We start from the raw sequence: 18,823 nt of genomic DNA on the forward strand, positions 1-18,823 counted from the left end.
ATATGAAACAAAATAAATCATTGTATATCGCTGCTTTGGGCCTGGTGCTGGTAGCAACGGCCTGCAGCAAAAGGCTGGACCTGGCGCCGGTGAGCTCCATTTCCGATGCTAATTTCTGGCAAACCTCCGACCAGGTAGATGCTTTTGTAACCGGTGTGCATGCACGTTTGCGGTCGCATACTTCTGCCTTTCAAACACTGGGTGAAATGCGTGCCGATATATTTGGCACCGATCCCGGTTCCAGCTCTGTTTTTACCGGCGAGGCCACACAGGGTTTTGAACGCCTTTGGGGCAACACGCTGGACATGGACAACGCCGGCGTGGGCAATTTTGGCGGCTTTTACAGCAACATCAACCAGCTCAATTTGCTCATCTCAAAACTGGGCACCATCAATTCGGTTACCGATGCCAACCGTGCTTATTATTTGGGCATAGCCCACGGCATGCGGGCTTACTATTATTTCCACATGTACCGCACCTGGGGCAAGGTTATTATTCAAACCGAGCCTACCACTTCGATCGATATTGCTGCACTGGCCAAGCCTGCATCAACCGAAGACGAAGTGATGGCGCTGATTAAGGATGATATTGAAAAATCGGCCGCTGCATTTGGCAACGATTATTCGTTCCGCAACCAGAAAGGTTTTTGGTCAAAAGCAGCCACGTTGATGCTGAAAGCCGAAGTGTATTTATGGAATAGCTATCGTGGTGGCGGCACCGGCGATGCAACCGTGGCTAAAACTGCGCTGACCGATATCCAAACCAACGTGCCCGGCCTCACGCTGCTGCCCAATTTTGTCAGCGTATTTGAAGCCAACAACAAAGGCAATGCGGAGATCATTTTTGCCATCCGCAACCGGCTCGATGAATCAGGGCTGCCGTTTGCCGGTTCATTTGCACCGCAAACCGGACTCATTGCCAACTTCCACGATTCGGCGGCGGCACGTAAGTTCAATGTAACGCAAGACAACTGGGGCGGCCTGTTGCGTGCCCCCATCACCGTGGCCACGTTCCGTAAATTCGACAACCAGGATACCCGCAAATGGGCAACGATACAACCTGCTTACAACCTGGTGGGCGGTCAATATCAAATTGCCGGTGCATTTGTAAAAAAATACGAAGGCCAGCAACAGGCGGGCATCAGGCAGTACACCAACGATTTTCCCATTTATCGCTATGCCGATTTGCTGTTGCTGTTGGCAGAAGCCAAAGTAGCACTGGGCGAAAGCCCAGAAACGGAGCTCAACAGGGTGCGGCAGCGGGCATATGGTGTCAACTACAATGCGGCGGTGCAGGGTTTTCCGAACCAGACAATCGACGCCGATCCCAAAGAGGCCATCCTGCAGGAGCGTTTCTTCGAGTTTATTTTCGAGGGCAAACGCTGGTACGATTTACGGCGCATGGGCGATGCGTATGTGTTTAAATACACCACCATCACACCCGCCGATGCATACAAGCTGCTGTGGCCCATCGACCGGTCGTCGCTGACCAACAACAGGGCTTTGCAGCAAAACCCTGGTTATCCCGTATTTTAGAAAAGTTCGTTTCACATAGCAGACTATCTGTAGCCGGGAATAGTCTTGTTCCCGGCACTTTTTCCAACATTATTAAAACACCAACCATGCAGTTGCAACATTTAAACGGTTTGATTGCCGCACCATTTACACCCATGAATCCCGATGGAACGCTTAATCTGTCCATCATTCCACAATACTATGCGCTGCTCAAAGAAAACGGCGTTACCGGTGCTTTTATCTGCGGTTCTACCGGTGAAGGCGTTTCGCTTTCAGTAGCAGAAAAAAAAGCGGTTGCCGAAGCGTGGTCCACCGCAGTGGGCAGCGATGCCGGTTTTAAAGTAATGACACTGGTGGGCGGTACCAGCGTTGCCGAAAGCACCGAGTTGGCAAAGCATGCAGCCGATTGCGGCCTGTATGGCGTGGCATTTACCGCACCATTTTATTTTAAGCCCGCCAGTGTAGATGCATTGGCCGAAACCTGCGCACAGGTGGCCGCGGCGGCGCCCCATCTTCCGTTTTATTACTACCATATCCCGGTGCTTACCGGCGTGGGCTATAGCATGAAAGGCTTGCTGCAGGCCGTGCACGGCCGCATCCCCAATTTTGCGGGCATTAAATACACCCACGAAGATTTTATGGATTTTCTTTCGTGCATGCATTTTGATGGAGGCCGCTACGATATGCTGTGGGGCCGCGATGAAAACATGCTGGCGGCACTGGCGCTGGGTGCAAAAGGTGCGGTAGGAAGCACTTACAACTATGCGGCACCGTTATACATCCGTATGATCGATGCTTATGAAGCTGGGGAGATGGAAGCAGCGCGTCAATTTCAATTGCAATCCATCCACATGATCGAGTTGCTGGGTAAATATGGCGGCATTGCCACCGGCAAGGCTTACATGCGCAAACTGGGCCTCGATTGCGGCGCTTTCCGCCTTCCGGTGCGCAACATGAGCGATGCGCAGTTCAATCTTTTTTCAAAAGAAGTGGATGGCTTGATGTTTCAATCGTATTGCTCCAAAATGCCGGTTGAGGCAGCATAGCAAAATGCATTGTTTTGGTGTAATGATTTAGGCAAATCAAATGCTTAATGCACGAACAATTATCTATGCTTGCTAAAATAGCTTGAAGCGTTTTTTGTAAATAAGGTGGGCTTGTATCGCAACAGCAATTTGCAATAATGAAGGGACCTCTTTTAATATTATTCCTGACCATGTTGACTTACGCAACAGCGCAGCAAAAAGAAGCGGCGCCCAAACAATGGCATATTGCCGGCACATTGCCGCAGGGTGTAAATAGTGCGCCGCATCTGGGCCTTGCCGGTGCGGTAGCAGGTGTGCACAATGGCGTGCTGCTGGTAGGTGGCGGTGCCAATTTTCCCGGTGTCATGCCGTGGATGGGCGGTGCTAAAAAGTACCACGATGATTTGTTTGTGTACGAGCAAAAGGAGGATGGTTCATTGCGGTTGATTGCTACAGAAAAGCTGCCCTTTTCGCTGGCTTATAGCGCCAACTGCACCACGCCAAAAGGCGTAGTGGTGGCCGGTGGCGAAACGGGGTCGGCACTGAGCCGCGATGTGCTCTTGTTGCGTTGGGATGCCACGGCAAAAAAAACTTCCATCGACCGCTTGCCCTTGCTGCCGCTGGATTTGACCAATGCTGCAATAACCACCGATGGAAGAAATGTGTACCTCGCCGGCGGCGAAACGGCCACTGAAGCTTTGGATATTTTTCTATGCCTTGACCTGAAAGATACCGCCGCTGGGTGGCAGTCGTTGCCCGCATTGCCGCAACCGGTTTCGCATGCAGTGTTGGCCGTAGTGCCGCATCAAAATGACCAGCAGGTTTATCTTCTGGGCGGCCGCAAGAAAAATCCATCCGGCATCAGCAGCCTGTATGCTACTGCATTTGCTTTCGATGTAGCAAAAAATGTTTGGCAACAAAAAAGATCATTGCCTTATGCACTATCGGCGGGAACGGGTATTGCCGCTTCAGACAATTCTATTTGGTTATTTGGTGGTGATAAAGGCGAAACATTTCACCGTGCCGAAATCCTGATTGATGCTATTGCGCAGGAGCAGGATGCTGTGAAAAAAGAAGCATTGAACCAACAGAAAATTACCGTGCAGGCAAGCCACCCGGGTTTTAGCGACCGCATGCTACACTACGATATTGCAAAAGACGTATGGAGCCAAAAAGACTCTATACCTTTTGCCGTACCGGTTACCACAACCGCGGTGCGCTGGAACAACCAGGTGCTGATTGTAAGCGGAGAAATAAAAGCGGGTGTTCGTACGCCGAATATATTGGCCGCGCAGCTGGAGTAAGGAGATTTACGATGTACGATTTTGGATTTGCGATTGAAAAACGATGATTCACGATTGACGTTTCACGATTGACGTTTCACGATTGCCATTTCACGTTTGACGTTTCACGCTTCACGACTCACCATTGCCCATTCACCACTCACCATTCACCCGCCTCAAACAACTAATACAAACCGATGCAACATAAAAAATATTATCCCTGGGTTGTGGTGGCGCTGCTGTGGGTAGTGGCCCTGCTCAATTACATGGACCGGCAGATGCTTTCCACCATGAAGCCATCCATGCAGGTGGATATTTCGGAATTGGAATCGGCAACCAATTTTGGCCGGCTGATGGCAGTGTTCCTGTGGATCTATGGCTTTACCAGTCCTGTTGCCGGTATGATTGCCGACCGCTTTAACCGCAAATGGCTGATCGTGGTGAGCCTTTTTGTATGGTCGGCGGTAACCTATGCCATGGGCTTTGCCACCACCTTCAACGAGTTGTATGTGCTGCGGGCTATTATGGGTGTAAGCGAGGCCTTGTACATTCCTGCGGGCCTATCCCTGATTGCCGATTTTCATTCGGCAAAAACAAGGTCGCTGGCTGTAGGCATCCACATGACTGGCCTGTACATGGGCCAGGCGCTGGGCGGCTTTGGCGCTACCATTGCCGACGAATATTCGTGGACCACCGCGTTTCAAACCTTTGGAATGGTGGGGATCGTCTATGCATTCGTGTTAGTGTTTTTGCTGCGCGAACAAAAGACCGCAACAGTTGCCACCGACAGCATTACAACGCCAACGAGCAGCGGGCTTTTTAAGGGGATTGGAATTTTATTTGCCAACATTTCGTTTTGGATCTTGCTGTTTTATTTTGCCATACCCAGCTTGCCGGGTTGGGGCGTTAAAAACTGGCTGCCCACGCTGTTTGCACAAAACCTGGATATCGACATGGCTACCGCCGGGCCGCTGTCTACCATCACCATTGCAGCGTCGTCATTTTTGGGCGTCATCTTTGGCGGAATCCTTTCCGACCGGTGGGTACAGCGCAACCTGCGGGGCCGCATTTATACCAGCGCCATTGGTTTAAGCCTTACCATACCGGCCCTTTTGCTAGTGGGCTTTGGCAGCACCATGCTGCATGTGGTTGGCGCTGCGTTTTGTTTTGGTTTTGGCTATGGTATGTTCGATGCCAACAACATGCCCATACTTTGCCAGTTTGTGGCGGCCCGGTACCGCGCCACGGCTTATGGTTTAATGAACATGACCGGCGTGTTTGCCGGTGCATTCATCACCGACTTGTTGGGCAAATCGACCGATGCCGGTAACCTGGGAAAAGACTTTGCGATGCTTGCCGGCGTGGTGCTGGTAGCACTCATCATACAATTGTACGGGCTGCGCCCCAAAGCAGCCGATTTTAAAGAAATGCCGGTGTAGAGCCGGGTAAAATTGAACCCTCCATGCAACAGACATTTGTAAAACAGGTATTGCTTTGTGTGCTTATTGCATTGTGTTTTGTAGGCTGCAGTCCAAAGATGGCACCGACAGCTGCTAATGGCATCACTGCTTCGGTGTATTCGCCAAAGGCGCCGCTAATTATTGGTTTGGCCCACAATCCAACACTGCGCATCAGGGTGCATGTACCTGCAGGCAGTGCGGCCATGCGCCTTAGTGGTTTAAAGTTGTCGCTCAATAGCAGCGCAGTGGCAGCTATCGAACTACTGCAGGTGTACCATACAGGCACAGAGGCAGGTTTCAATAACAAAAGCCCGCTGGCTACACATACACCTATCCGGGAGCAGGTAAATATTCCGCTGTCGATGGAGGTGCAACCAGGCCTGAACTACCTATGGGTTAGTGCCACTTTAAAACCCAAAGCAAATATGGACGGCACCATGCTGTTGCAAGCCACGGCAGTTACAGATAACAACGGCAACAACTACGCCCTTGCAAATGCATCGGATGTGGTACCAAAGCGCATAGCCATCGCTGTTAGAAAGGCATGGGATGACAGCGTGCACACTTATCGCATTCCCGGCATCATTACCACCGACAAAGGAACCCTTATCGCCGTATATGATATTCGCTACAAACACTCTGGCGATTTGCCCGCCAACGTAGATGTGGGCATGAGCCGCAGCACCGATGGCGGCCGCACTTGGGAGCCGATGAAGGTCATCATGGACATGGGTGCACCACACGAAAACAACGGCGTGGGTGACCCTTCGATTTTGTTTGACCCGGTAACAAAAAAGATTTGGGTGAGTGCCCTTTGGAGTAAGGGCAACCGCTCCATTGCAGGGTCGCAGCCTGGTTTGTCGCCCGATGAAACCGGCCAGTTTGTGCTGGTGAGCAGCAGCGATGATGGCCTGTCGTGGACGGCGCCGCACAGCATTACACCGCAGGTAAAAAATCCGGCGTGGAAGTTGTTTTTCCCCGGGCCCGGCAATGGCATTGCCATGCAAAACGGACGCCTTGTTTTTCCGGCGCAATACTGGGACGGTGCACACATGCCGCACTCCACGCTGGTGTACAGCGATGATCATGGCGCTACATGGAAGAGTGGTGTAGGTGCTAAAAGCAACACCACCGAAGCCCAACTGGTAGAAACAACGCCTGGCACCATCATGCTCAATATGCGCGACAACCGCGGCCGCTACCGCAGCGTAGCCACCACTACCGATATGGGCAAAACCTGGACGGAACACCGCACATCTTACAGCGCATTGATCGATCCCGTGTGCATGGCAAGTTTCATCAGGGCCAAAGTGCGGGCAGGCGGAACGCTGCAGGATGTGCTGTTCTTCAGCAATGTGGCTTCGCAAACGGCGCGGGAAGATATGAGCATCAAAGCAAGCCTCGATTTGGGCGAAACCTGGCCTGCCGGCAATAAGCTGCTGATAGATGAACGCCGGTCGTTTGGCTATTCAGCCCTTACCCCGGTTGATGAAAATACCATGGGACTGCTGTACGAAGGCGAACGGGACCTGTATTTTATTCGCGTTCCGGTAAGTGAAATCATTAAATAGGCATGACGTTGATGCGGCAGCTTCTTTACCTTTTCGGTTGTGCATGGATGTTATTAATGCCCCTGGCCGGCGCGGCGCAGCCAAAGCCACTCAAGGTTGCCTGTATTGGTAATTCGGTGACGGCTGGATTGGGACATAAAAACCCTGCGGCAACGGCCTACCCGGCGCAGTTACAACAACTGTTGGGGAACGGTTACGAGGTGCGCAACTTTGGGCATAGCGGTGCCACGTTGCTGCGCAAAGGGCACAACTCGTACAACAAAACAAAGTCCTTTGCCGATGCGTTGGCTTTTGCTCCGGACATTGCCATAATTCATTTAGGATTAAATGATACCGACCCGCGCAACTGGCCTAATTACGGCGACGAGTTTGGTGCCGATTATACGGCACTGATTGATACTTTGCGCAAAGCAAATGGCGCCATGCGCATCGTTATTTGCCGCCTCACGCCAATTTTTCCCGATCACAAAAGGTTCCTGTCGGGCACCCGTGATTGGTTTTGGCAAATACAAAAACGCATCCCGCAAATAGCCGCTGCCAACGGCGTAGAGCTGATTGATTATCATACACCATTGCATGTACGCCCCGATCTTTTTCCGGATGCATTGCATCCAAATGAACAAGGTGCGGCCATACTTGCAAAAACAGCATACAGCCATGTAACCGGCAACTGGGGCGGGCTGCAATTGGCGCCGGTGTTTGCCTCGCATATGGTGTTGCAAAGGGAACGACCCATTGTTTTCTGGGGAAAAGCCAATCGTGATGAATCCATCAAAGTAAGTTTTAACGGCAAAACGACAGTCGTAAAAGGGGATGAGCAGGGCAACTGGCAGGCAACCTTTCCATCGATGAAAGCGGGTGGCCCGTATAAAGCAGTGATTGCATCCGGTGTAAAATCCATTGTGCTGGAAGATGTATTGGTAGGCGATGTGTGGCTGTGTTCGGGACAATCGAATATGGATTTTCCATTACAGGCTGCTATCAACAAAGCAGGTGAAGTGCAGCGTGCACAAAGCAGTAGCACCATCCGCTTGTTGAACCGCGAGCCGATTGCTGAAACCGATAACCGGGCATGGGACAGCACTACTTTGGAAAAGGTAAACGGTCTGCAATATTTTACAGGCACCTGGCAGCAGTGCGACTCGGTTGCGGCTAAGAAGTTTTCGGCGGTGGCATATTATTATGCACAGGCCTTGCGCCAGCAAGTGGACGTGCCCATAGGGCTGATACAAGTGGCGGTAGGCGGCTCCACAACTGAGTCGTGGATCGACCGGTATTCGCTGGAACATCACCCGCTTTTAGTTAATAGTTTAACCAACTGGCGCAGTTCCGATTTTTTTCAACCTTGGGTGCGGCAGCGTGCCGATACGAACCTGAAGGGTAGCACCAATCCCAAACAACGCCATCCCTACGATCCTGCATATAACTACGAAGCAGGCATTGCCGACCTGGTGCATTTTCCGATCAGTGGCGCCATTTGGTACCAGGGCGAAAGCAATGCACACAACATTGAATTGCACGAACAATTGTTGCCACAACTGGTGCGCAGCTGGCGCAATAATTGGGGCTATGATTTTCCGTTTTATTATGTGCAGTTGTCGTCGCTCAACCGGCCTTCTTGGCCGGCGTTCAGGGCCAGTCAATTGCAGTTGTTGCAAAACATACCTCATTCCGGCATGGCCGTTACTTCCGATGTTGGTGATTCGCTGGATGTGCACCCACGAAAGAAGCAAGAGGTTGGCGAACGCCTGGCCCGGCTGGCGTTGCATTTTACCTATGGTAAAAATCGCGTGGTTCCTTACGGTCCCATGCCGCTAAAAGCAGTGCATACAGCAAAAGGCATTGAAGTGCATTTCAACTATGCAGGCAAACAATTGTCCACAAGTGATGGGAAAGCCTTGCGTGGCTTTACATTGGTCAATAAAAAGGGTATTACAATAAAACCAATTGCTACTATTCAGCAAAATCGAATTTTATTGCAGGCGCCGGTTGGTGAACAAATAAAGACCGTGCAATACGGGTGGCAACCATTTACCGATGCCAACTTAATCAACGCTTCGGGATTGCCAGCATCCACTTTTCAAATGGACGTACAACAATAAAAGTATGAGTTATACAACGGCAGATTTGTCGCGGTTATACGCGTTTTACAATAACCAGTTACTGCATGACACGGTGCCCTTTTGGTTTCCCCGTTCATTCGATGTAGAGCACGGTGGTTTTTTGCTGATGCGTGATGCGGATGGTTCCTTGATTGATGATGATAAAGCAGTGTGGATACAAGGCCGCGCCACCTGGTTGCTGGCTACGCTGTACAATACAGTGGAGCAAAAAAGTGAGTGGCTGGAGGGCGCAAAACTGGGTTACGATTTTTTGAATCGGTATTGTTTCGATAGCGACGGGCAAATGTTTTTTCATGTCACCCGAGATGGGCAACCGATCCGCAAACGCAGGTATTTTTTTTCCGAAACATTTGCAGTAATTGCATTTGCCGCGTATGCAAAAGCAAGTGGCAGCAGCGAAGCCGCCGATAAGGCAAGAAAAATTTTTGGTGATTGTATTGCTTATGCCACCGGTGAAAAGAGATTGCAGCCTAAGTATACAACCAGTCGTCCTTCCAAAGGCATTGGCGTGCCCATGATCATGATCAATACGGCGCAGCAACTGCGGGCCACCATTGAAGATGATCGTTGCGATGGCTGGATTGCGAAATGGATTGCCGAAATAGAGCGGGATTTTGTGAAAGACGATATTCAATGCGTGATGGAGCAGGTAGCACCGGATGGCAGCATTATTGATCATATCGACGGCCGTACGCTCAACCCCGGTCATGCCATTGAAGGGGCATGGTTTATTTTGGAGGAAGCACGCCATCGAGGCAACGATCCGCACCTGATTGCATTGGGATGCCGCATGCTCGATTATATGTGGGAACGCGGCTGGGATAAAGAGCACGGAGGTATTCTTTATTTCCGCGATGTGTATGGCAAGCCGGTGCAGGAGTATTGGCAGGACATGAAATTTTGGTGGCCGCAAAACGAAACCATCATTGCCACGCTGCTGGCCTACCTGATGACCGGCAACGAGAAATATGCACGCTGGCACCAGCAAATTCACGACTATGCCTATGCGCATTTTTGGGATAAGGAGCGGGGAGAGTGGTACGGTTACCTGCACCGCGATGGCACGGTGGCGCAAACGGCTAAAGGCAACCTGTTCAAAGGGCCTTTTCACCTGCCGCGGCAGGAGTGGTATTGCAGGCAACTGTTGGCGCAGCATTTAGGGATGAAATGAGCTCCGTTTTAAACCACGGAGACACGGAGGGCAGGGAGTGGCACAGGTAAATTATATGTGCTGACAGCATGCTAAAGTTTTTGCGTGGCTGCTGAAATGATCAGTGCAATCCAAGTGCACCGATATTCATAATTTGTTTGCAGTAGGCAGGTTTATAGATTTTAAAATAGCGCACCAATGACCCGGCAATTGCAAACTGGAACTGTACCGTTGGAGAAAGATGGCAGGAAAAAATACTTGTGGGTTGCTGCAGGCATCCTATTCGCAGTGTTGTGGGCGTCGGCCTCAACGGCCACTAAAATTGGACTAGCCGTGGCGCAGCCATTGGTGATTGCCGTGGTGCGGTTTGGCGTGGCAGCCCTGTGTATGTTGGTGCTGGGTCACCTGGTTTTGCGCCAGCGGCTGCCGGCCGGAAAGGAGTGGAAACAATTGGCCATTTACGGCGTGCTCAACGTAACCATTTACCTCGGGTGTTATGTAATGGCCATGCAGACCGTCACTGCGGGCATCGGCGCACTGGCGGTAGCCACCAACCCGCTGTTCATTTCGTTCATGTCCGTGTTTATTTTCAAGCAAAAATTATCGACGTTGTTTGTAGTGGCCATGTGCATGTGCATGGCCGGTGTGCTCTGTGCTGCATGGCCGTTGTTTGGCGAAGCAACTGTAACTGCAGGTGGCCTGGCCATACTGTTTGCGGGCATGCTGGCTTATTCTGCGGCGGCGCTTTATTTTTCAAAACAGCAATGGAACGGGCTGCACCTGCTGGCCATCAATGGCTGGCAAACCGCCATCGGTGGCGCTTTGCTGCTGCCGTTTGCTATGGTTTTTTATAACGATAACAGCAACCGGTTTGACGCTACTTTTTGGGGTTCGGTGTTGTGGCTGGCGCTGCCTGTTTCCATCGTGGCCGTGCAGTTGTGGCTGTGGCTGCTGCGTACCAATGCCACCCGTGCAGGCATGTGGTTATTTCTTTGTCCCCTGTTTGGCTTTGCCATTGCCCGCTGGCTGGTACACGACCGGTTGAGCGGCTATACCGCAATTGGCGTGTTGCTGGTAATTCTGGGCCTGGCGGTGGCGCAACGTAGCGATTGATAGAGCGGTTTACGTTTCGTTTTCCTAGTTGAATTGTTTATTCCCTTGCATATGAAGTCCCTGATTTTTGTACTGAACTTTTTCCTTTGTTTTCCGCAATTATTGCTGGCGCAACCAAGGCTGCACGACAGTTTGTTTTCCACTTATTACCACCAGCGGGTCAGTCATTTTAAAAGCCTGCCGCAAACGAAAGGTGATATTATTTTCCTGGGCAACAGCATCAACGACGGCGCGGAGTGGAACGAATTGTTCGGCGACCTGCGGATCAAAAACCGTGGCATCAGCGGCGATGTGTCGGCAGGCATTTTGCACCGCATTGATGAAGTGGCGGCACGCAAACCGGCCAAGGTTTTTCTAATGATCGGGACCAACGATCTGGCCCGCAAAGTGCCTGCCGACAGCCTGCAGCAAAATATTTTTAGCGCGGTGCGCCAACTGCGCCAACAATCGCCTGCAACGCAGGTATATGTGCAAAGCATTTTACCGGTAAATGATGTGTATCGCAAGTTTGGCGGGCACACAGGCAATGGCGCGGTTATTAAAAGAGTAAACGCGGCGCTGGCGCAAAACGCAGCATCATTGCAATACACCTATATCGACCTGCATACACCGTTCAGCGATGCGGCCGGTAAATTAAAGGCGTCATTTACCAACGATGGCCTGCACCTCAATGGCGAAGCGTACCTGTTTTGGAAACACCTGTTGTATCCTTATGTTTTTGATGCTACGGAAAAGCCAGCTTTGATTCCACTGCCGCAACAATTGCAATGGAAGGAAGGATTTTATACTGTGACCGGTACGCAGGTTATTGTTGCAACAAATGCGGCACTTCAGCGTGAAGCTGCACGGCTGCAGGAACTGTTGACCGAAAAAGAAATATCGGCAACGGTGCAAAAAACGGCACCGGCAAAGGGGCCGCATATTGAGTTGCGTTTGGGCAATATCCCGGCAACCATTGAAAAGGACGCAGCATACCAACTGGAGGCAACGCCACAAAAAATAACGATCACTGCCAATGCACCGCAGGGGATTTTCTACGGGGTGCAAACGCTGCTGCAACTGATGCGCAACAGCTCCACCATTGATGCCTGCAGCATTACCGATAAACCCGCATTTGCATGGCGCGGTTATATGGTAGATGTGGGGCGCAACTACCAATCGATGCAATTGCTGAAGCAGCAAATTGATGTGATGGCGAAGTATAAGCTCAATGTTTTTCATTTTCACCTCACCGAAGACATTGCCTGGCGACTAGCCATCAAGCAATATCCACAACTAACGGCACCCGAAAATATGATCCGCAATAAGGGACAATTTTATTCGGAAGCCGACATGAAGGAGCTGATTGCTTATTGCAAAGACCGCTACATTACCCTGATACCTGAGATTGATATGCCGGGCCACAGCGCTGCATTTACCCGCGCCATGAAATGGGAAATGCAAAGCGACAGTGGGTTAATCATTGTAAAAAATATTTTAAAAGAATTGGTCGAAACCTATGATGTGCCGTTGGTGCATATTGGTGCCGATGAAGTAAAGTTCACGAACAAGGCCTTTGTGCCCGAGGTCACTGCTTTTTTGCAAGGCATGGGTAAAAAAGTGATGGGCTGGGAACCAGGTGGCAATTTTACCACCAATACCATCCGGCAATTGTGGATGGATGATGGCGGCAAAATATCACGCGACACTGCCATTCGGTATGTTGATTCAAGGCATTTATATCTAAACCACATGGACCCGTTGGAAAGCGTGGTAACCATTTTCAACCGCCGCATTGGTGGCAATGAAGTGGGCAGTAAAACGGCACTTGGCGGCATTATTTGCCTTTGGCCCGACAGACGTGTGGAGCATGAAGAGGATGCGCTTAAAATGAGCGCTGCTTACCCGGCGATGCTGGCTTTTGCAGAGCGGAGCTGGCGCGGCGGCGGCAGGGAAGGTTGGGTGGCTAATGTGGGCACGCCGGGCGATGCAAGGACCAAAGTATTTACCGAGTTTGAAGACCGCTTGCTCGATCATAAGCGTAACTATTTTCAAGGGTTGCCTTTCCCTTATGTGCGGCAAACCAACACTGTTTGGAAGTTGTTTGGGCCATACCAAAATAGGGGCAACCTGCTGCAGGCTTTTGCACCGGAAGAAGCAGGTTTTGATGCAAACAAGGCAAAGCCATCACTTGAAGTAGTGGGCGGCACCGTAGTGATCAGGCATTGGTGGGCGCCGCTCATTGAAGGCGCCGTTGCGGATGCAAAAGAGAACACCACCTGGTACGCAACAACAAGAATCTGGAGCGATGATGACCGCATTGGTGATTTCTGGATCGGGTTCAACAATATTTCCCGGTCCCCCGCAACCGACTCGCCGCTGCCCGGAACATGGAGCAACCTGGAAAGCCGTGTGTGGGTAAATGGTGGTTTGATACCACCACCACGGTGGAAACGCGGCGGGCATAAAGGCCATCCCGAAGTGCCGCTGGTGGATGAAGGGTATGAATACCGCGAGCCGACAAAAGTGGCGCTGAAAAAGGGCTGGAACGATGTGTTGGTGAAACTGCCCATTGCAAGTTTTAAGGGAAAGGATTGGCAAAACCCGGTAAAGTGGATGTTTACATTTATACCTGTTGGTGAATAAGCGTTGATGGCTGCATTGCGTGCAACTGCTGCTGATTCATTGTCTACAATCGAACGGCTGATTTATTGGTGGCAATCCGATGCAACGCAGAAATACGGCATCAGGATGATTGCTTTTGTATCATTGCTTTGCAAACGGGTATTGCATTTTGCGCAACCGTTTGCCCCGTGGCTGTGGAATCAGTAAGCTTAATTTCAATGAGCATAATTGAAGCAACAGCATTTAAGTAAGTGCTGTTGCCTGCTGCTATGTACTATTTACCAAAATGCTTTGCACATGTTGATGCGGAAAGGATTTCAAGTACTGACTTGTCTACTGGTGTTGTGCATGGGTATGCAGGCACAGCGGCCCAATATTGTGCTCATTGTTGCCGACGATCTTGGCTATGGCGACCTTGGTGTGTATGGGCAACAAAAGATCGGAACACCGCACCTCGATAAACTCGCTGCAGGCGGTATGCGTTTCACTAATTTTTACGCAGGCACTTCGGTGTGTGCACCATCAAGGGCTTCCCTAATGACTGGTTTGCATACAGGCCATACACCCATCCGCGGAAATTTTGAAATTCAGCCCGAAGGCCAGGCACCACTGCCGGCGGCTTCATTTACCATGGCCGAAATGCTGCAGGGCGCAGGTTATGCCACAGGCGTGTTCGGTAAATGGGGACTCGGTTTTCCCGGTTCGGAAGGCGTACCCAACAAGCAAGGCTTCAACCAGTTTTTTGGGTACAACTGCCAGCGCCAGTCGCACAACTTTTTTCCGCCGCGCCTGTGGCACAACGATCAACGTGTGGCATTGACTAATACGCTAACGAACCAGCAGCAGTATGCACCGGACTTGATACAGGAACAGGCATTATCATTTTTGGAAAAACATAAAGAGCAGCCGTTTTTCCTCCTGCTTACTTACACGTTGCCGCATGCCGGTTTGCAACTGCCCGCAGGTGATTCCATTTTTGAAGCATATAAGAAAAGCTTCAACGAAACGCCGCAGCAAGTAGCTGCAACATGGACAGGAACAGGCTACCAACCGCAGGCTTATCCCAAATCGGCCTATGCTGCAATGGTGACCAAGCTCGATCAACATGTGGGTGAAGTGATGGCTAAATTAAAAGCACTGAACCTGGAGCAAAACACCATCGTGGTATTTACCAGCGACAATGGCCCGCACCGTGAAGGCGGCAACCAGCCCGAATATTTTAATTCGAACGGCGGCTTACGCGGCATCAAAAGAGATTTGTACGAAGGTGGCATAAGGGTGCCCATGATTGCGTACTGGCCATCGAAGATCAGGAGCGGCAGCGTGACCCATTATACAGGCGCTTTCTGGGACCTGATGCCAACGTTCGCAGCGCTAACAAATCAGCCCATTCCAAAAGGCTTGGATGGTATTTCGGTGCTGCCGGTATTGACAGGCAAAGGCAGGCAGCAACAGCGGCCTTATTTGTATTGGGAGTTTCACGAAGATGGCGGTCGGCAGGCAGTGCGCATGGGTAAATGGAAAGGTGTGCGGGAAGGAGTAAAGGCAAACCCGAACGGGCCCATTCAATTATTTGACCTGGAAAAGGATCCAAAGGAAACGACTGACATCAGTAAGGAGCATACGGGCATCGTGCAAAAGATTGCTGCCATTATGAAAGAGGCGCATATTGAGCACAAGGCTTTTCCGTTGATTGCCGGATCGCAAGGGGCTCAGTAGGATTTTTGGTCAAATTCGCACAACCGCTATTGTATGCTAACTATGATTAAATACAAGTTGTTAGCATAAAGGTATTGCCAGCAAATAGAATGGGATTGTAGGCTTCTTTTGAACAATGGTATTTGGAAAGACAAGCGCATAGTTGGTTGGAATGATGTGCTAATTATTACTACCCACAAATCGCCGCACTTTCATACAACTCCTTCTTCTCCAGCAGTCGTTGCAGCAAACACAATTGGTTGCCGGCCCGCACCTTGTTTTGGTCGGGGTAGCGGGCGCCATAGTATTGGTCGTTATTGAGGTAGTCGGTTAAAAAACGCAGTGCCTGCATGTAGATCATAAACAGCCCCGCGTAAAGGAAATGGCCTTGCTCCGTAGCCGTCAGTTCATCTTTCATTTCGCCGTAATAGCCGGCTACAATGGCTTTATAAAATTCATCCCGCACTTCAATTTTGCTGTAGTCTGCCTCCTCCTCACTCACCGGCGAAAGATAGGTGCGCATCATATCGCCAACATCCGAAATAAAATAACCCGGCATGGCGGTATCCAGGTCAATCACACAAATGCCTTTGCCCTGCGCATCAAACAGCACATTGCTGATCTTGGTATCGTGGTGGGTCACCCGCAGCTTAAATTCAGGATTGTTTTTGATTTGCTCAAAACGTTCAACAATGCCTGCATGGCCTTCCAGTGCTTCAATCATCGAACGGCATGCTGTAATACGCTGGCTGTTGCCCTTTTCCTGTGCTTCCCTGAATTGCTGGTAACGCAGATTGAGGTTGTGAAATTCGGGCAGTGTTATTTCCAGCCCGCTTGTATCCATACCGGTAAGCATGCGGGTAAACCTGCCAAACTGTGCAGCCGCTTCAGATGCCTGTACGGGTGTTTCCACCACGTCGATTGAGTGGGAGTGGGGCACAAACGGAAACAGCCGGAAAAACCCTTCGCCTTTGCGGTAAATCATTTCTGCACCGTCGGTTGCGGCAATGGGTGCAATAAAAAGATAGTCGGGATGGTACTGCTGCAAATAGCCTGCAATCATCCGTACGTTGTGCGCAATTTTTTCGGGCCGGGTAAAGATCGCGTCGTTTACTTTTTGCAAAATATATTCCCGGCCTGCAGTAGTAACTTTCCAGGTACTATTGATCAAGCCAGAGCCAAAGGCTTCTACCTGCAACGGTTGTTCTTGCAGCCCAAAAGAGGGTAAAATGGAATGTGACGTCATGAATAATAGGCGCGTTACAGGTTTGATTTAAGCCACAAAAAATAATGCCGTTGCTTGCTTTGCCGGGATCAGTAGCATTGCAAGGGAAACAAAGGTGACCGCAATGCAACGGTGCCGGTTTATTTGTTTGTATTAAAGAAACAATACATGGACAGGAACCATTGCAGTTGATAACAAGAGCAAAGTACTACACAAAAACAGCAAAAAGCCTGACCGGCCCTGCGCAAACGATGGCACAAAATGAAGTTGGTGCAATGCCGCTTCAGGCCGGTATGGACAAGGGTTTGGATGCAATATTAGTACGCTGTCCTATGTATTACATAATGATCGGTGGTTGCTGATAAGCCACCAGTGTTGGCGCTAATTCTTCAACATAATAATTGCTGTCCGCAGCTTCCGATTCACTTTTTTCATTCAGGATGCGGATCATCATTTCCATTGCTTTCTCGCCTTGTCCATACGGATACTGTTCAATTGAAATAAGCGGCGGATGCGCGGTGTAGCCTGTAATGGGCAGGTTGGCGTAGCTCACAAAAACAATGTCTTTATTTACCTGTATGTTGTGCATTTGGGCATACTGCACGGCATCCATATGTATGTAATCGTTGAACGAGATGAGCGCATTGGGCGGGTTTTTCATCGACAACAATTTTTTCATGGCGGCAAATGTTCCCTCCTTTGAAAAGTCCGATTCCTCCACTAGTTGCATGTCTACTTTCAGCTTTTTTTTCGAGATGCCTTCAATGTATCCATTCAATCGTTCTTTCGATGCTTCCAACTTTGCAGGTCCGTTGATCAATCCTATGCGTTTATACCCGCGGCTAATGAGCCAGCCCGCCATTTCAACGGTGCCTTTATACAGGTTGCAATATACTTTGTGCGCTTCCTTGGGTGGCACCCGGTCGAAGTATACAATAGGGATATTGTATTTATCCAGCGCCAGCAGGTGGCTATAGTTCTGTGTGTGTTTCGATAAGGAAATAATGAGCCCGTCGATGCGTTGCTTTTTCATTGCTTCCACCACTTTCTTTTCCCGCTCGGGGTCGTCGTAGCTTTGGCCAAACAGTATGGTGTATTCGTGTTCCATCGCTGCCGTTTCGATGCCGCTGATGGCCTGCGAAAAAAATTCTTCCCTGATGAAAGGCAGGATCACACCAATAACAAATGTTCTTTTTTGCTTGAAAAAGATGGCTTGTGCATTGGGCTCATAACCCAGTTCGGCAGCCAGCTGCTGCACCCGCATTTTGGTGCGCAGGCCAATACGCGGATGATCGCTCAGGGCCCTTGAAACAGTGGAAACCGACACGTTCAGGCGACGGGCAATTTCTTTAATGGTGGGAAGCTTGTTGTCCATATGCTGCAAGGTTCAATGTTGTTGGTAAGCTACTGCCTTTCAAACTGCAAATAGCCAAAATACTGCGGTAAATGAAAATTGGGTTGCGGGGCATCAATGGGCGTCCACGACAAAAAATGAGGCGCAGCTAACTTGTCGCCGCATTTATAAAAATTGCCCATGCATTGCAGGCCGGGCCATTTTTCAGGCTGGTGATTTTGTAATACGCCAAACGGAATTTGCACCAACAACTGCCAGTGGTACATTCCGGCTGCTGTTTGCGCCACCTGGCTGTGTGTGGTAATTGCCTTCACCAAAGTATCTGGTAAAAATTCACGTTGCTCTTTGCTGTTACCGTATGCACCCAACGCAGTGCCAATGCAATTGAATTCAAAATTGTAATACCCTTCTTCGGCCGTTGCAATAAAAAATTCTACGCAACTGTCTTCGTACACCGGGCTGTTGATTGTTTTGTTTTCCGCCCTTATTTGCCTTTCCTGCACTTCATATAGCAGTACAATTCTGTCATCGGTATAAGCAATGCGAAAGCTTATTGTTGCATCGGTTGCAAATTGCGGCCACGGCTGGTGTGCAAGTGTATGTTGCGCCAGTGCCTGCACTTTTGTTATCAATGCATCAGGTGGTGTGTGTGGTGTTATGCCCGGTAAATATGGAACAATGAGTTGCTGCATGTTGCGCTAAA

Annotated in this window: 13 protein-coding genes; 10 read left to right on the forward strand and 3 right to left on the reverse strand. The window is 50.2% G+C overall.

What is annotated here, in order from left to right; genetic code table 11:
- Nucleotides 1–2: 2 nt before the first annotated feature.
- The 10 genes from nanU to EPD17_RS06070 all read left to right on the forward strand — a co-directional run bounded on the left by nanU (nucleotide 3) and on the right by EPD17_RS06070 (nucleotide 15,562).
- Nucleotides 3–1,535, forward strand: a complete 1,533-nt coding sequence (gene nanU / locus EPD17_RS06020; protein ID WP_132052604.1) for a SusD family outer membrane lipoprotein NanU — start codon at nucleotides 3–5, stop codon at nucleotides 1,533–1,535.
- A gap of 86 nt (nucleotides 1,536–1,621) precedes the next feature.
- A complete protein-coding gene (locus EPD17_RS06025; RefSeq protein WP_132052606.1) occupies nucleotides 1,622–2,560 on the forward strand; it encodes a dihydrodipicolinate synthase family protein in 939 nt (312 codons plus the stop codon).
- A gap of 170 nt (nucleotides 2,561–2,730) precedes the next feature.
- On the forward strand, nucleotides 2,731–3,843 hold the full coding sequence (locus EPD17_RS06030; protein ID WP_132052608.1) for a hypothetical protein: 1,113 nt from the start codon (nucleotides 2,731–2,733) through the stop codon (nucleotides 3,841–3,843).
- A 176-nt stretch (nucleotides 3,844–4,019) separates the two neighbouring features.
- Nucleotides 4,020–5,261: an MFS transporter gene (locus tag EPD17_RS06035; RefSeq protein WP_132052610.1), complete on the forward strand. Its 1,242-nt coding sequence runs from the start codon at nucleotides 4,020–4,022 to the stop codon at nucleotides 5,259–5,261.
- 23 nt (nucleotides 5,262–5,284) lie between these two features.
- Nucleotides 5,285–6,853: a sialidase family protein gene (locus tag EPD17_RS06040; protein WP_132052612.1), complete on the forward strand. Its 1,569-nt coding sequence runs from the start codon at nucleotides 5,285–5,287 to the stop codon at nucleotides 6,851–6,853.
- 11 nt (nucleotides 6,854–6,864) lie between these two features.
- Nucleotides 6,865–8,955 carry a GDSL-type esterase/lipase family protein gene (locus EPD17_RS06045; protein ID WP_132052614.1) on the forward strand — a complete coding sequence of 697 codons (2,091 nt, stop codon included), beginning with the start codon at nucleotides 6,865–6,867 and terminating at the stop codon, nucleotides 8,953–8,955.
- A 4-nt stretch (nucleotides 8,956–8,959) separates the two neighbouring features.
- Entirely contained in the window at nucleotides 8,960–10,147 is a 1,188-nt protein-coding gene (locus EPD17_RS06050; RefSeq protein ID WP_132052616.1) for an AGE family epimerase/isomerase, read from the forward strand.
- A 177-nt stretch (nucleotides 10,148–10,324) separates the two neighbouring features.
- Nucleotides 10,325–11,239 carry a DMT family transporter gene (locus EPD17_RS06055; RefSeq protein WP_132052618.1) on the forward strand — a complete coding sequence of 305 codons (915 nt, stop codon included), beginning with the start codon at nucleotides 10,325–10,327 and terminating at the stop codon, nucleotides 11,237–11,239.
- A gap of 51 nt (nucleotides 11,240–11,290) precedes the next feature.
- The gene (locus EPD17_RS19890) at nucleotides 11,291–13,864 is read left to right on the forward strand and encodes a family 20 glycosylhydrolase (RefSeq protein WP_165929540.1); all 2,574 of its coding nucleotides are present in this window, start codon (nucleotides 11,291–11,293) and stop codon (nucleotides 13,862–13,864) included.
- 282 nt (nucleotides 13,865–14,146) lie between these two features.
- Nucleotides 14,147–15,562 carry an arylsulfatase gene (locus EPD17_RS06070; RefSeq protein WP_132052620.1) on the forward strand — a complete coding sequence of 472 codons (1,416 nt, stop codon included), beginning with the start codon at nucleotides 14,147–14,149 and terminating at the stop codon, nucleotides 15,560–15,562.
- A 169-nt stretch (nucleotides 15,563–15,731) separates the two neighbouring features.
- On the opposite strand, the gene EPD17_RS06075 is transcribed toward EPD17_RS06070, so the two are convergent.
- From EPD17_RS06075 to EPD17_RS06085, 3 genes are all read right to left on the reverse strand, one after another.
- A complete protein-coding gene (locus EPD17_RS06075) occupies nucleotides 15,732–16,787 on the reverse strand; it encodes a phosphotransferase enzyme family protein (protein WP_132052622.1) in 1,056 nt (351 codons plus the stop codon).
- A gap of 316 nt (nucleotides 16,788–17,103) precedes the next feature.
- Nucleotides 17,104–18,141 (reverse strand): LacI family DNA-binding transcriptional regulator, encoded by a 1,038-nt coding sequence (locus tag EPD17_RS06080; protein WP_132052624.1) that lies wholly within the window; start codon nucleotides 18,139–18,141, stop codon nucleotides 17,104–17,106.
- A gap of 29 nt (nucleotides 18,142–18,170) precedes the next feature.
- Nucleotides 18,171–18,812: a carbohydrate-binding family 9-like protein gene (locus tag EPD17_RS06085; RefSeq protein WP_132052626.1), complete on the reverse strand. Its 642-nt coding sequence runs from the start codon at nucleotides 18,810–18,812 to the stop codon at nucleotides 18,171–18,173.
- Between the last annotated feature and the right edge of the window lie 11 nt (nucleotides 18,813–18,823).

Source organism: Pseudocnuella soli (genome assembly GCF_004347775.1).
Taxonomy (GTDB): domain Bacteria; phylum Bacteroidota; class Bacteroidia; order Chitinophagales; family Chitinophagaceae; genus Flavisolibacter; species Flavisolibacter aquaticus.